The organism is Sorangium sp. So ce145 (assembly GCF_051525985.1).
GTDB lineage: Bacteria > Myxococcota_A > Polyangia > Polyangiales > Polyangiaceae > Sorangium > Sorangium cellulosum_B.
On the sequence record NZ_CP150315.1, the window covers coordinates 4,635,820 to 4,651,084 of the forward strand.

At 68.4% G+C, this 15,265-nt stretch carries 12 protein-coding genes; all 12 read right to left on the reverse strand.

Going from position 1 to position 15,265, the window contains the following annotated elements; all coding sequences use genetic code 11:
* Nucleotides 1-98: 98 nt before the first annotated feature.
* The gene (gene yjfF, locus WMF34_RS17120) at nt 99-1,148 is read right to left on the reverse strand and encodes a galactofuranose ABC transporter, permease protein YjfF (protein ID WP_080598898.1); all 1,050 of its coding nucleotides are present in this window, start codon (nt 1,146-1,148) and stop codon (nt 99-101) included.
* On the reverse strand, nt 1,145-2,203 hold the full coding sequence (locus WMF34_RS17125) for an ABC transporter permease (protein WP_012235937.1): 1,059 nt from the start codon (nt 2,201-2,203) through the stop codon (nt 1,145-1,147). Before WMF34_RS17125 ends, yjfF begins: the two co-directional genes overlap by 4 nt.
* On the reverse strand, nt 2,200-3,723 hold the full coding sequence (locus WMF34_RS17130) for a sugar ABC transporter ATP-binding protein (RefSeq protein ID WP_012235938.1): 1,524 nt from the start codon (nt 3,721-3,723) through the stop codon (nt 2,200-2,202). Before WMF34_RS17130 ends, WMF34_RS17125 begins: the two co-directional genes overlap by 4 nt.
* Before the next feature lie 46 nt (nt 3,724-3,769).
* Nucleotides 3,770-4,741: an ABC transporter substrate-binding protein gene (locus WMF34_RS17135; RefSeq protein WP_012235939.1), complete on the reverse strand. Its 972-nt coding sequence runs from the start codon at nt 4,739-4,741 to the stop codon at nt 3,770-3,772.
* An 83-nt stretch (nt 4,742-4,824) separates the two neighbouring features.
* On the reverse strand, nt 4,825-5,523 hold the full coding sequence (locus tag WMF34_RS17140) for an L-ribulose-5-phosphate 4-epimerase (RefSeq protein WP_044965100.1): 699 nt from the start codon (nt 5,521-5,523) through the stop codon (nt 4,825-4,827).
* 10 nt (nt 5,524-5,533) lie between these two features.
* Nucleotides 5,534-7,039 carry an L-arabinose isomerase gene (gene araA, locus WMF34_RS17145; RefSeq protein WP_012235941.1) on the reverse strand — a complete coding sequence of 502 codons (1,506 nt, stop codon included), beginning with the start codon at nt 7,037-7,039 and terminating at the stop codon, nt 5,534-5,536.
* 11 nt (nt 7,040-7,050) lie between these two features.
* Nucleotides 7,051-8,745, reverse strand: a complete 1,695-nt coding sequence (locus WMF34_RS17150) for a ribulokinase (protein WP_437993925.1) — start codon at nt 8,743-8,745, stop codon at nt 7,051-7,053.
* Nucleotides 8,746-8,925: 180 nt separating this feature from the next.
* On the reverse strand, nt 8,926-9,081 hold the full coding sequence (locus tag WMF34_RS17155; RefSeq protein ID WP_157906724.1) for a hypothetical protein: 156 nt from the start codon (nt 9,079-9,081) through the stop codon (nt 8,926-8,928).
* Between the two features lie 72 nt (nt 9,082-9,153).
* A complete protein-coding gene (locus WMF34_RS17160; RefSeq protein WP_231864890.1) occupies nt 9,154-9,522 on the reverse strand; it encodes a hypothetical protein in 369 nt (122 codons plus the stop codon).
* A gap of 194 nt (nt 9,523-9,716) precedes the next feature.
* Nucleotides 9,717-11,141: a M64 family metallopeptidase gene (locus WMF34_RS17165; RefSeq protein ID WP_012235945.1), complete on the reverse strand. Its 1,425-nt coding sequence runs from the start codon at nt 11,139-11,141 to the stop codon at nt 9,717-9,719.
* 342 nt (nt 11,142-11,483) lie between these two features.
* Entirely contained in the window at nt 11,484-12,920 is a 1,437-nt protein-coding gene (locus tag WMF34_RS17170) for a DUF1552 domain-containing protein (protein WP_012235946.1), read from the reverse strand.
* On the reverse strand, nt 12,917-14,599 hold the full coding sequence (locus WMF34_RS17175) for a DUF1592 domain-containing protein (RefSeq protein ID WP_231864891.1): 1,683 nt from the start codon (nt 14,597-14,599) through the stop codon (nt 12,917-12,919). The genes WMF34_RS17170 and WMF34_RS17175 overlap by 4 nt, the downstream gene beginning before the upstream one ends.
* Between the last annotated feature and the right edge of the window lie 666 nt (nt 14,600-15,265).

Sequence of the window (15,265 nt, forward strand, 5' to 3'; positions counted from 1 at the left end):
TGAATTCCCGATGGCTTCCGAATTGATCAATGAACGGGCACGAAAGTGCCTATCGGAGCCACACGGACCTTGGCGGAACGCACTTCATCCCCGTCGTGTTACGCCGTACGGGCGCGCCGCTCGAAGAGCCGCTGGAGCAGGCAGGCGACCAGGAGGAGCAGGCCGATGACGATCTTGGTCCACCAGGAGCTGAGCGTGCCCTCGAACATGATGAGGGTCTGGATGGTGCCGTAGATGAGCACACCAAAGAGGGTGCCGACGACCGTGCCATGGCCGCCGGTCAGCAGGGTCCCGCCGATGACGACGGCGGCGATGGCGTCCATCTCCATTCCGCCGGCGTGCAGCGCGTAGCCGGACACCATGTAGAACGTGAAGGCGACGCCCGCCAGCGCCGAGCAGAATCCGCTCAAGGTATAGATGAGCACCTTGGTCCGCGGCACCGGCAGGCCCATGAGCAGGGCGGACTGTTCGCTGCCGCCGATCGCATAGACCGTGCGGCCGAAGCTCGTGTAGTGGGCGACGTAGATCGCCGCGGCGAACAGCGCGAGCGCGATGACCACGTTCCAGGTGATCGAGGTGTCGAACAGGAACGGGATGCGGTGCGACGAGACGTCGACGTAGAAACCGTTGCGGATCGTGATGGAGTCGATGCTGATGAGGTAACAGAGCCCGCGCGCCAGGAACATGCCCGCCAGCGTGACGATGAAGGGCTGCACCTTGAAGTACTGGATGACGACCCCCATCACGAGGCCGATGCCCGAGCCCATGGCCAGCACGAGCGGGATGACCACGGCAGGGCTCACGCCGTGCTTCTCGACGAGCGACGCCGAGACCATCGTGGTCAGCGCGATGACCGAGCCGACGGAGAGGTCGATCCCGCCGGAGAGGATGACGAAGGTCATCCCGATGGCGGTGATCAAGAGGAACGCATTGTCGATGAAGAAGTTGAGGAACACCTGCAGCGAGAAGAACCCGTTGAACAGGTACGACCCGGCCGCGAACATGAGCACGAACAGGCCGCTGGTGACCGCGAGCGGCAGGTGCCTCGGGTCGATCCGGACGGCGCGCCCGGTCGCGGCGGTGGTGCCGCTCCGTCCGGTCGCGGCGATGGTGCCGCTCCGTCCGGTCACGGCGGCGGTGTCGATCATGGTGTGACCACCCTCCTCGTCCGTTGCTTTGCGATGAGATCCCTGACCTTCTGCGATTGCACGACGGTGATCAGGAAGACGACGAGCGCCTTCACCACCAGGTTGACCTCGGGCGGCACGCCGGCGGAGTAGATGGTGGTGGTGAGCGTCTGGATGATCAGGGCCCCGATGACGCTCCCCGCCAGCGTGAACTTGCCCCCGGAGAGCGACGTCCCGCCCAGCACCACGGCCAGGATGGCGTCGAGCTCGAAGAGGAGGCCCGCGTTGTTCCCGTCAGCGCTCTTGACGTTCGAGCTCACGATGAGCCCGGCGATGCCGGCGCACAGGCCGCACACGGCGTAGCAGGCGAAGGTGATCGTGCGCGCGCGGATCCCGGCCAGCCGCGAGGCGACCGGGTTCACGCCGATCGCCTCGATGAACATGCCGAGCGCGGTCTTGCGGGTCAAGAGCCAGACGACGGCGCCCACGCCCGCCACGATGAACAGCGAGACCGGGATCCCGAGGAGGAAGCCGTTCCCGATGACGTGATACGGGCTGTAGTAGATGGTGATGATCTGGCCGCCCGTGATGAGCTGGGCGATGCCTCGCCCCGTGACGAGCAGGATCAGGGTCGCGATGATCGGCTGCATGCCGAAGATCGACACCAGCGTGCCGTTCCACATGCCGAGCGCCAGCGCCACGCCCAGCGCGCTCCAGACGACGATCGGCAGCGGGACGCGCGTCGCGTCCGCCATGCCGGTCCCGCCGCTCGGCGAGAGCTCGCCGCCGATCAGCACCGCCGCGACCGCGCCGGAGATGGCCACGACCGCGCCGACGGAGATGTCGATGCCGCGGGTCGCGATCACCAGGGTGAGCCCCATGGCGATGATCATGAGCGGCGACGCGCGGTTCAGGATGTCGATGACGCTGCCGTAGAGGTGGCCGTCCTTGACCGTGATCGCGAAGAATTGCGGATTGCTGACGAGGTTGAACAGCAGGAGGGAGCCGAGCATCGCCAGCGGCCAGAACGCGCTCCCGCTGGCGAGCCGGCGCAGGGAGGCGGCGGCCGCGCTCACGGCTGACCTCCCGCGATGATCTGGTAGACCGCCTGCTCGTCGGTCTTGTCCGTGGCGAGCTCCGCCACCTTGCGCCGGTCGCGCAGGACGACGACCTGGTCCGAGTAGCGCAGCGCCTCGGCCATCTCCGAGGAGACGAGCACCACCGCCATGCCCCGATCGCAGAGCTCCATGACCTGGCCCATGATCTCGCCCTTGGCCGCCACGTCGATGCCGCGGGTCGGCTCGTCGAGGATGAGCATGCGCGGATCGGTCGCCAGCCAGCGAGCCAGGAGCGCCTTCTGCTGGTTGCCGCCGCTCAGCTTGGAGATGGGCACCTCCGCGTCGGCAGCCACGATGCCGAGCCGCTGGATGTAGCGGCGGGCGATGTCGTCCTGCTCGTCCCGGGACAGGTTGCGGAAGATGCCGCGCTTGGCCTGGAGGGCGACGACGATGTTCTCGCGCAGCGACAGGTCGCCGAGGATCCCCTCGACCTTCCGGTCCTCGGGGCAGAAGCCGAGGCCGCGCGCGATCGCGTCGAGCGGCGAGCCGATGCGCGCCGGCTCCCCGTCGATCTCGATGGATCCCTGGTCCGCCCCGTCGAGCCCGAACAAGAGCCGCACCGTCTCCGTCTTTCCGGCGCCCAGGAGGCCGGCGAGGCCGAGCGCTTCGCCGCGCTGCACGTCGAGATCGACATCGCTGACCGAGCCCTTCTTGCCGAGCCCTCGCGCCCGCAACAGGGGCGCCTGCCCGCCCGCCGGCATCGTCGCCCGCGCGCGCTCGGCCCGGGTCGGGCCGTCCTCCGCGACCTCGCGCCCGACCATCCGCGTGACGAGCTCCATGCGCGACAGCTCGGCGGCCGGCGTCTCGCTGACCAGCTGACCGTTCCTCAGCACCGTGATCCGGTCGGAGATCTCGAACACCTGGTCGAGGAAGTGCGAGATGAACAGGATCGCCATCCCCTGCGCCTTGAGCCGCTGGATGACGGAGAAGAGCGTCTTCACCTCGTCCTCGGCCAGGCTCGAGGTCGGCTCGTCGAGGACGAGGATCTTCGCCTGGGCGCAGAGCGCGCGGGCGATCGCGACGAGCTGCTGCACGGCGATCGAGAAGGTCGAGAGCGGCGCGGTGACGTCGACGTGGATGTTGAGGTCCGAGAGCAGGGCGCTCGCCTTCCGGCGCATCTCCCCCCACCGGATCGCGAAGACGCCGGCGTCCTCGCGCCCGAGGAAGATGTTCTCGGCCACGGAGAGGTTGGGGCAGAGGTTCACCTCCTGGAACACGGCGCTGATGCCGAGCGCCTGCGCGCCCTGCGGGCTCGAGGGCCTGATCTCCCGGCCCTCGAGCAGGATCTGCCCGTCATCCGGGGGGTGGACGCCGGTCAAGACCTTGACCAGCGTCGATTTGCCCGCGCCGTTCTGCCCCATGAGCGTGTGCACCTCCCCGGGCAGCATGCGAAAATCGACGGAAGAGAGCGCCTGTACGCCAGGAAATCCCTTGGAGATCCGCTTCATCTCGAGCACGGGCACCGCTCCGCTCTGCATCGCTCACGTCCTCCCCGGCGGCCTCCGCGGCGCCACCGTCACGCGCTCAGTACTTGCGCTTCGGGAACTCCTGGGCGGCGGTCTCCATCGGGAAGACGCCCTCCTCGGTCACGATGCGCTTCGGCAGCTGCTTGCCCGCCATCAGGTCCTTCACAGCGGTCATCAGCTGCGGCCCGAGGAGGGGGCTGCACTCGACCGTCACGTTGAGCTTGCCCGCCATCATCGCCTCGAACGCGCCCTTCACCGCGTCGATCGAGATGATGAGGATGTCCTTGCCGGGGCGGAGCCCCGCCTCCTCGATGGCCTGGATCGCGCCGATCGCCATGTCGTCGTTGTGGGCGTAGAGGACGTTGATGTTCTTGCCCTCCGCCTTGAGGAAGGCCTCCATGACCTCCTTGCCCTTGGCGCGCGTGAAGTCGCCCGTCTGCGAGCGGATGATCTTGAACTGGGGCTTGTCCTTGATGACCTCCTCGAACCCCTTCTTGCGATCGATCGCGGGGGCCGAGCCGACGGTGCCCTGCAGCTCGACGATGTTGACCGGGTCCTTCTGGTCCTTCGTCTTCTCGACCAGCCAGTTCGCGGCGCGGCGGCCCTCCTCGACGAAGTCCGACCCCATGAAGCTGACCCAGAGGCTGTCGTCCTTCGTGTCCACCGCGCGATCGGTCAGGATGACGGGGATCTTCGCCTCCTTGGCCTCGCGCAGGACGGGCTCCCAGCCGGTCTCGACCACGGGCGAGAAGGCGATGACGTCGACCTTCTGGGCGATGAACGACCGGATGGCCTTGATCTGGTTCTCCTGCTTCTGCTGCGCGTCGGAGAGCTTGAGGTCGATCCCGGCCGCCTTGGCGGACTCCTCGATCGACTTGGTGTTCGCGGTCCGCCACTCGCTCTCCGCGCCGATCTGGGAGAACCCGAGCGTGATCTGCTTATTTTCCTTTTGACAGCCCTGCCCGACCAGGATCAGCGCCAGCCCTGCCAGCGCCACCATCCCCGTGGTGACAAAGTTTCTCCTCTTCATGGCGCAGCTCGTCTCCTCTCGTCCATCGCCTCGTTCCATGAGGCACCTGACTCATCCTCGCCGTCGTCCCCCGACGTCCGGCGTCACTTCTGCCCGTAATACGCCCGCTTCCCGTGCTTCCGGTCGAAGTGCTTGCGCACGAGCGCGTCCGGCAGGCGCGCGGCGCCCGGGTGGATCGTGCGGGTGATGAACGCCATCCTCGCGATCTCCTCGAGCACCGCCGCATTGTACACGGCCTTCTCAGCGTCCTCTCCCCACGCGAAGGGGCCGTGTCCCGCCACCAGCACCATGGGTGTGTGAAGCGGGCTACGATCCCTGAAGCACTCGATGATCTGTTTTCCCGTCTCCGTCTCGTAATCGCCCTCCACGGCGTCCGGCCGCATCACCTCGGTGCAGGGTACGTCCTCGGCCAGGTGATCCGCGTGCGTCGTACCGTAGATCGGGATCGGCGTGCCTGTCTGCGCCCAGCCGGTCGCGTAGGTCGAGTGCGTGTGCACAACGCCGCCCAACCCGCGGAAGCTCGCATAGAGAACGATATGCGTCTTGGTGTCCGAGGAGGGGCGGAGGTGTCCTTCTACCACCTTCCCCTCCAGATCGACCACGACCATGTCGTCGGCCGACAGCCGATCGTAAGGGACGCCACTCGGCTTGATCGCCAGGACGCCCCTGTCGCGATCGAACGCCGAGACGTTGCCGAACGTGTAGATCGCGAGCCCTCGGCGCGGGATCTCCATGTTCGCCGTGAAGGCGCGCTCGCGCAGCTCTCGATAGGTCGCGCTCACGTCGTGGTCCTCAGTGCGCCAGCCGGTAGGCGAGATCGTTCCAGCGGAGCTCGTTCTTGAGCGAGCGGATGTCGGTCCCTTCGCCGATGCGGACCAGCTCCACGCCGGCGATGGAGGCGAAGTCCTCCACGTGCGCCATGGTCACGGCGCGGCTGTGGGCACAGTGATGGGCACCCCCAGCCAGGATCCACGCCTCGCAGGCGAGCCTGAAATCAGGCTTCGGGACCCACACCGCGCGCGCCACGGGCAGCTTCGGCATCGCCCTGTCGGGCGCCACCGACTCGAGCTCGTTGGCGACGATCCGCATGCGGCCGCCCATGTCGATCATGGCAACGTTCACAGCGGGCCCGACCCCGGCGTCGAAGACGAGCCGGCACGGGTCCCCCTTGCCGCCGATCGAGAGCGGGTGGATCTCCAGCGACGGCCTCCCGGCGGCGATCGACGGACAGATCTCCAGCATGTGGGCGCCGAGCACGCGCTCTCGCCCCGGGACCAGGTGATACGTGTAGTCCTCCATGAAGGAGACGCCCCCGCGCAGGCCCGTCGCCATGACCTTCAGGGCGCGGACCAGGCCGCAGGACTTCCAGTCGCCCTCCGCCCCGAAGCCGTAGCCGTCCTCCATGAGCCGCTGCACCGCGAGGCCGGGGAGCTGCTTGAGCCCGTGCAGATCCTCGAAGGTCGTGGTGAAGCCGCCGAAGCCGCCCTCCTTCAGGAAGGAGCGCATCGCCGCCTCCTGCCTCGCCGCGTACCGCAAATCCCCGTGGCGATCTCCGCCCCTCCTCAGGGCGGGGGCGATGGTGTACGCCTCGTCGTACTCGGCCACCAGGCGATCGACCTCGCGCTCGTCGACGTCGGCGATGCGCCCCACGAGATCGCCCACGCCGTAGCCGTTCACCGACCAGCCGAACTTGACCTGCGCCTCGACGCGGTCGCCGCCGGTGACGGCCACCTCTCTCATGTTCATGCCGCCGAAGCGCGCGATCTTGAGCCGCCGCCCGTCGAGGATGGCGCAGGCCGCGCGCGCCCAGACGTCGAGCTTGGCGAGGACGTCGCCGTCCGTCCAGTGGCCGACGATGACCCTCCGGTCGATGCGCAGGCGAGCGCCGATGTACCCGAACTCGCGGTCCCCGTGGGCCGACTGGTTCAGGTTCATGAAGTCCATATCGATGCTGTCCCAGGGCAGCTCGCGGCCGTACTGCGTGTGCAGGTGCGCGATCGGCTTCTCCAGGCGCTTGAGCCCCGCGATCCACATCTTCGCGGGCGAGAACGTGTGCATCCACGTGATCACGCCGGCGCACCGCGGCGACGCGTTGGCCTCGCGACAGACGGCGAGGATCGCCTCGGAGCTCTTGAGCGTCGGCTTCCAGACGACCCTGACCGGGAGCTTGCCCGAGGCGTCGAGGGACGCGGCGATCTCGCGCGCGTGTTCGGCGACCTGCTTCAGCGCCTCCTCACCGTAGAGGTCCTGACTGCCGGTCAAGAACCATACCTCGAAGCCTTCTCGAAGATCCTGCATGGCGATCCCGCTCATTGCGTCAACTCCCTCTCCACAAACGATCCCAGCGCGACATAATCCCGGTACAGCGCGTCATAGAGCCTGGCGCGCGTGGGATCCGGCAGATACCGGGCCTCGGTCCCAGGCGACATCGCGCGCTGCGCGTCCTCGACGGTGGCGTGAAGGCCGGCGGCGGTCGCGGCGAACATCGCCGCGCCCAGCGCGACCGGCTGCTCGCCGGCGCGGACCTCGACCGTCATGTCGAGCACGTCCGAGAGGACCTGCATGGTGAGGGGGCTCTTGCGCGCGACGCCGCCGACACCGATGATGCCGTCGATGCGGAGCCCCTCGGATCGGAAGCGCTCGACGATGGCGCGCGATCCGAAGGCGATCCCCTCCACGAGCGCGCGGTAGATCCGCGGCGCGTCCGTGCCCAGATCGAGGCCGACGATGGCGCCCCGGAGCCGCTGATCCGCGTCCGGGGTCCTGCGCCCGTTCAGCCAGTCGAGCGCCAGCACGGAGCTCCGCGCCGGCGGGATCTCCGCGGCCGCCCGTTCCAGCTCGGGGATGATCCGCTCGATCGCCGCGTCGGCGAGCGTCACGTCGGCGATCGTCGTCCGGAGCGAGTGGCCGTCGCCGGGCAGGGCAGGGAGGATGGCGAGGAGCGGCCAGCTAAGGAGCTGCTTGAACCAGGCAAAGACGTCACCGAAGGCGGACTGCCCCGCTTCGTAGCCGATTGCGCCCGGGAGGATCGACCCGTCGACCTGGCCGCAGATCCCGGCGACGAGGACCTCGGGCGCGCCGGTCTTCGGGACGACGAGCATGTCGCACGTGCTCGTGCCCATGACCTTGAGCAGGCGGTGCGGCTGGATGTTGCCGCCGACCGCGCCCATGTGCGCGTCGAAGGCGCCGACCGCGACGACGACGTCGTCCGGGACGCCGAGCGCCGCGGCCCACCCGGGCGAGATCGTCCCGAAGGGCACGTCGGCTGTCCACGTCTGCGAGCCGAGGGTGGCCTTGAGCGCGGGCAGGCGCGGATGGAGCCTCGCCAGGAACTCGTTCGAGGGATAACCGTCGAACTCCGGGTGCCACATCGCCTTGTGCCCGGCGGCGCAGCGGCTCCGCCGGATCTGCCGGAGGTCCTCGGTGCCGGTCAGGACGGCGGGGATCCAGTCGCAGTGCTCCAGGACGGTGACCGCCGCGCGCGCGACCGCCGGATTGGTCTCGAGGACGTGGAGCACCTTGGCCCAGAACCACTCGGACGAGTACACCCCGCCCTCGTACTTCGTGTAGTCCACGCCGCCCCAGGTCCGAGCGACGCTGTTGATCCGCGCCGCCTCGGCCACCGCGGTGTGGTCCTTCCAGAGGATGAACATCGCGTCCGGGTCCTCCTCGAAGCGCGGGCTGAGCGAGAGAGGCCTGCCCTTCGCGTCGGCCAGGACCGGCGTGGATCCGGTCGTATCGACCGCGATTCCGCGCACGTGCGCGGCGACGTCGCTGCCCGCCTGGTCCAGCGCCGCGCGGATGGACGCCTCCATGGCATGCAGGTAGTCGAGCGGGTGCTGGCGGAACCTGTGTGCGCGCGCGTCGCAATAGAGGCCCTGCGCCCAGCGCGGGTAGGGCGCGACCGAGGCCCCCGCGAGCTCGCCGTTCCGCGCGTCTGCGACGACCGCCCGAACGGAGTCGGTGCCGAAATCGATCCCGATGACGAATGTTCCGTTGCGCATGACGACCCGTTGGCCGGACTAAGCCAGTAAGGATGTGACCCGAGTTCAATGTGAACGTTCACAATGTGACTGTCAATCACAATCTGCCGGATCGAGACGCTTCTCGCGTCCCGGAGGATGACCCTGGCTGCAACTCTCTTCTCCTGCGGTCAGGCCGGGAGGGGGCGATGGTCGGTCGGCTCACGCGACGACGGCTGCGGCCGCGTGCACGTGGTCGTGCACGTGGTCGTGCGCGTGGTCGTGCGCGTGGTCGTGCGCGTGGTCGTGCGCGTGGTCGTGCACGTGCACGTGCACGCGCACGACCACGCGCACGACCACGACCACGTGCACGCTCACGTTGCGTGACCAATGGCGGTGGAGGGGTGAGCGTGATCGAACGAGCTTGGCGAACGCCTGTGGGGACGCGGCTCAGCCGCCTTCGAGGCAGATCCTGCGCACGAAGCGCCTCACGGTCGAGGCGCGATGCTCGGCGTAGTAGCCCTCCGCCGCGGCTCTCGACGCCTCGCCCGGCGCGTCGAGGCAGTTTGCGATGATCTCGTAGCCGTCCTGGAGATGGTTCGGGTCGCCGGGATGCGTGCGACGATATTCGTGCACGAGCTCCCGCATGCGCGCGCCGTTCCGCGCGCTCATCGCGTCGTTCAGCAGCCCGATCAGGCCGTTCTCATGCTGGATCTCGACGTGGCGCTGCGTGATGGGGTGGGGGTGGGCGGGGCCGTCGTGGCGGTCGTCGGGGCTCGGCCCGATGACGGGAAGGTCGTCGATCGCCGCGGCGAGCACGGTGCTGCCGGCCGACGCGGGTGGTTCGTTCGACCCACCGCGCGACGTTGTCTCGCGCGGCGCCTCCGCTCGCGACGTCTCTTGCCGAGAGGAAGGCGGCGGTCGCGCGTCGGGCTCTCGAGAGCGATGCACGAGGTAAAGCGCCACGCCGAGGAGCAGCAGCGCGGCGGCGGACCAGCGCCTGCGCGCCGACCTCATGGAATCGTCACCGTCCACGTCACCGTCTCTTGCGAGCGGGGCCAGTTGTCGCGACCCCAGCAGGGATCGATGTAGCGGGGATTGGTCGAGGGAGGAGGATCGAGGCACTCGCCGCTGCGGTAGCGCACCAGCTCCTCGCCGGCGTTGTCGTAGGCCTTGGCGACGATGGTGTGGGTGCCCGAGGCGAGGCCCGCCGCGGCGACGTTGTAGACGGGGCCGCCGTCCGTCGCGATCACCTCGCCGTCGAGCGTCCAATCCACGCTGATGACGTCGGGATCGATCACCTTGACCGCGAGCGTCGCCGGATCGGTGACGGCGCCCGCGGGTGGATCGGCCGAGTCGATCGGCTTGATGCGCATCCAGATGTCCATGATCATCTTCTCGCGCGAGACGGGGTTGAAGCTCGTGTTCTTGTTGTCTCCGAACAGGCTGTTCATCATCGAGTTCGAGGACGGGCGGTACTGTCCGCTATCCACGTAGCGGCTGCCGATGAACGCGCCCTGGACGCCCGTGGCGTCGGCGGCGTCGTACTCCAGCCACTTGTCCCATTTGCCCGCGGTCGTCGTGCAGTTGCCCGTGGTGTTCACCTCGACGTACTCCGTGCCGCTGCCGCTGCAGGTGTTCGCGCCGCAGGCAGAGCCCGTCGCCTTGGCGCAATACTCGTCGGCGAGCTGATGGAAGCCGTGGCCACCTTCGTGCAGGGCCGCTCCGGCAGCCTCCTCATGTCCGCCGGACCAGAGCATCCAGGCCGAGCCCGTGTTCCACCAGCGATCGTTGTTCAACACGATGGCGTGCCAGTCGACCTCGAAGTCCTCGGGGAGGTTCGCCTTGAGCGCCTGATCCGCCGCGCGGGTGTCGCACTCGGCGAGGCGGCTCTCGTCGTCGCCCGTGCAGCCGAGCGCTCCAGGGATGCCGTTCGAGCGGCTGACCAGCTTGACGGCGCAGATGTTGACGAACTTGCGATACCTGCCGTACGGCTCGCCGATCGGGCTGCTGAAGCGCTTGGCCATCGCCTCCTCGATGTGCTGGAGGTACGTGGTGTTCACGGTCGTGGCGTCGTAGCCGTCGCCCACGATGACGTAGTTGATGCGGTTCTCTGGTGGGCCCGCGCTCTCGATGGCCACGCCGTTCGCGCCGCAATCGAGGACGTAAGCGGAGTCGCCTCCGCCTGTGCCGCCGGGCACGAAGCTCCCCCCGGCGCCCGTGCCGGTCGAGCCGCTCTGGGCCGCGCCGCCCGCGCCGCCGGAGCCCGGAGTTCCGCTGCCTGTTGCTCCGCTGCTGGCAGCGCCGCCGGACGCGGAGGTGCTGCCCTCCGACGTGCCGCCGCCGTCGGTCGTCGCCGCGGGGCTGTCCGGTGCCTCGCCGCAGGCGCAGAGCGCCATGAGGCTCACGAGGTGCAGGTGGAAGCTCGACTTCGTCATGTTCACCTCACGACCTTTCGCAGGCCGCGTCCACGCCAAGCTCCACCGTATCCCATCCCCGAGGATCCATAGGCGTCAACCAAGCTCGTTCGATCACGCTAGGCACGAAACCCACCCCCTTCACCCACCATCGTTCACCAGTTCACCAACGTGAACGTTTACGTGGACGTTTACGTTTACGTGGACGTTTACGTTTACGTGGTCGTTCACGGCCGATCGTTGACGACTACGACCACGACCACGTAAACGTTCACGTGAACGTTTACGCAAACGTTCACGTAAGCGTTCGGATGGGGGAGGACTCGGCGCGGGGCTTGGTTGACGGCTACGGCCGGACCACGTTCAGCCGAACAGCCCCTCGATCGCCGTGGTGTGCAGGTCGTTGTCCCCCATCACGAGATCCGGGACCCCGAAGGAGCCCGCGATCGCCATCCACAGGTCGTTGGTGGAGCGGCCGCCGCGGTTGCCGTTGGTCCACACCTGCCCGCCGCGCAGCGCAGTGCCCTCGCCGCCGAACAGCACCCACGCCATCTTGTCCCAGTTGTGATGCCGCGTGCCGACCTCCGTGATGTACGGGACCAGCGTGGTGTCGAGCAGCGTCCCGCCGGCCACGTCCTTCGTCTCCGCGAGCTCCTTCAGGAAGCCGGCGACGTGACCGGCGTAGAACTCTTCCACCCGCGTGAGGAACTCGAGGGTGTCGGGCGTATCGGGATCGTGGCTCGTGGTGTGGTGCACCTTGAAGATGGCGGAGTTGGGCGGCCACAGCTCGCCGAAGCTCACGTGGTTCGTGCCAGGGGACCACTGGAACGTGACCACGCGCGTCAGGTCGCAGCGGAACGCGGCCTTGATCACGGCGAAGTGCAGGGCGCCGATGCGCGCGTGCTTCACGTCGTCGCGCTCGCTCACGACGTGCGAGCTGCCGTAGGGATCGATGTGCCCGCTCACCTCGATCGTCTCGGGCTCCTGCGGCACACCGCAGGACGCGGGATCCCTCGGGTCGGCGTCGAACTCCTTCTCCACCTCGCGGATGGCGGCGGCGTGCCCCTCCAGCGCCTCTCGCTGCGAGCTCGGCGCGAGGCTCTGAAGGCGCTGCAGGTCCTTCAGCGCGAAGTCGAGCACGCTCTTCTTTTGGAGGCGCGCCCGATTCAGGGCGTCCAGGTTCTCGTCCGTCGGGCCGCCCGGCATGAGCGTGCCGAACACCCGCCTGTACACCTCGAGCGGCTGGTAGTAGGGCTTCATCGGCGCGCGCGCGCCCGAATAGGACATGTGGCGGGTCGACACCTCGGGCGTGTCGGCGCGGTTGTCGCAGGAGACCTGGAGCGACGCGATGGGCGTGCCCTGGAGCTCGGCCGACTGCTTCACGAGCAGCTGGTCGATGCTCGGCGCCTCGGCCATCGGATCGTCGCCGCCGTTGCCCGGGTACAGCTGCTTGGTCCGCGTCCCCGTGCACATCAGCACCGTCCCGCGCTCGTGGCCGCCGCCGACGGACCCCTCGTGCGGCAGCTTCAGGTCGCGCATCACGACCATCCGAGACTTCATGGCCTCGAACGGCGTCAGGATGCGGGAGAGCGTGAAGTTGGTCCCGTTCCCTTGCGGCCAGTAGTTCTCGTACACGGTGCCCACGGGGCGCTGCACGATCAGCAGGCGCCTCGGGGGCGCCGCGCCCTCGGCGGCCGACTCGAGGCCCTTGAGCACCGTCACGAGACCCGCGGCGGCGCCGATGCCTTGCAGGAAGCGGCGGCGAGACCATCCGTAAGAAAGGTTGTAACCCACGGTCATTCCTCCCTGACGCGCTCGGTCAGCGCGGGCGACGTCACGATGGCTTTCACGACGTTGGCCAGCGTCCGCTGGCCCTCTGGCAGCGCCTCGATCACGCGCTCGACCTGACAGTCGCGGGTCTGGAGCGTCTCATCGTCGGTGCCGTAGGTCAGCAGGTGCCGCGTGATGCACGCGGCGAACCCGTCGTTCTGCGCGACGGCCTCGGCGAACTCGACGGCGCTCGCGTAGCTCCCGGCGACCTCGGAGATGTTGCCCAGGTTGACGCGCGCGTCGATCGGCTCCCCCTCGAGGGTGTCGCGGTACCGGCCGACCGGATCGTAGTTCTCGAGCAGCAGGCCGAACGCGTCGAACTGGGCGTGACACGCGGCGCAGGTGGAGTTCGCGGCGCGCGCGTCGGCGCGCTCGCGCTCGGTCATGTCGGCCTCGAGCAGCTCCTTGATCGCGTCCGAGAGCGACTCCGGGGGCGACGGGATCTTCCCGAGGCAGAGCAGGGCGCCGCGCACGAAGAGCCCTCGCGCCACCACGCTCGTGTTGTCGGTCCGGGCCAGCGCCGACAGCAGGCCGGGCTGCGTGAGGATCCCGGCGCGCTCCTCGGCAGGCAGCTCGACCTTCGTGAACTCCTCCGGGCTCGCGCCCGTGTGCTCCACGCCGTAGACCTCCGCGAGCACGCGGTTCACGAACGTCTCCCTCGTGGTGAGCAGGGCCGACACGTCGGCTCCGCGGCTCCACAGCAGGTCGTCCAGGAGCAGCTCGGTCTCGTGGAACATGCTCGCCTGGAGCGCGGGGGTGTACTCCGGGAAGAGCCCTGGATCCTTCACCGTGCCGAACAGGTTGCTGAGCCCCCACGCCGCGATCAGCGTGGTGTTCAAGGTGCTGCGCGTCTCGGGCTTCTTGAGCAGCCGCTCGGCCTGGCGCGTCAGCTCCTCCGGATCGTTCAGGGCGCCGGAGTCGGCGGCGGCGGCGAGCTCCGGGTCCGGCACGCTGTCCGTCAAGAAGAACGAGAGCTCGCTCGCGACCTCGTGCGCGGCGAGCTTCACCACGTCACCGTCCGCCTCGCCACCGAGCTCGGTGCGGTAGGAGAACGAGGGGGACGCGATGAGCGCCTCGAGCGCGAGCGAGACGCCGCGCTCGTAGCTCGTCTCTTTCCCGAGCGCGTAGACCGACCAGAGGTTGTCGAGCTCCGTCTGGTCCACGGGCCGGCGGAACGCCCGCTGCGCGAACTTCGTCAGGAACGTCTTGGCGCAGGCGTCGTCTCCGTCGGGGGCGCACCCAGTCACCTGCTCGAAGCGCCCAGAGATGCTCTCGGCCGCGTAGGCAGCCCTCGCGAGCCGCGTATGCACAAGGGAGGTCCCCACGACAAGGCCCTTCTTGGCAAACGGCTTCATCCGCGCGTCCGGCGCCTGCTCCGCCTCGATGGCCTCGTCCCCCAGGAGATCCCGGATGGCGTTCATGAACTGCAGGTCGGCGAGCAGCACGACCCGCCGTTCGAGCCGCGGGTTGCATACGGCGTCTCCGCCGCCCGAGGAGCTCGTGCCGCCGCCCGTCGGGTTCGCCCCTGCGCCGGAGGAGGAGCTCGAGTAGCTGCCGATATCACCCACGCACCCTGCAACGAGGAGCGACGCGCACGCGGCAGCTCCCAGCAGCCGGGAGGCCACCCCGCTGTGAGTGAATGTTTCCACCTCCCATCGATCACATGCGGCGTTCGGACCGGTATTGTGAGTGGAAGATTTCATGGCTCCTGCCGCGCGATCTCGGCCATCGAGCCACCTCGGCGCTTTGCGGCGCGCTCGCCTCAAGGCGGCGGCCAATAACGAAGATAGTTTCACACGATCCCTCCTGTGAGTCCGCCCTGCTGTGTGAAAAGGTGCCTTCCTGACGTATGGTCTGCGGTCGATGAGCCGGCGCCGCGCCGCGCCGCGTAACACCTTCACGAACCGCAACTGCCGCCGCGTGGCCGACCCCGATGGGCGGTGTCGCGGGAGGCAAACGCATCGCGCAGCAGCTCAGGCCCGCCGTCTCGCATCGCGCTGCCAGCGATGACGAACGCCTACACGCGTACGACGGTGACCCAGCAGGTGCAATGCCCTAAGGATGTCCCCCTGATTGTGAGCGTTCACATGGGCTGTGTCAACGGGAATCGACCGGCACCCAACGATTTCTGAACCGGTTGAGTAGGAGGGGCAGCGGCGCTCCTCCGAAGCGCCGCCCTCAAGGGGAGGAGGGGTCGGGCTGCGGGCCTGGTCGACGTGGCCATGCCCGCCGGTAGGCGTCGGCATACCGTTCGCATCGGCCAAATGTGACAGCCGGCGTGAAATCTGCGGGATCGATCGCGGCTCCACCGGGAA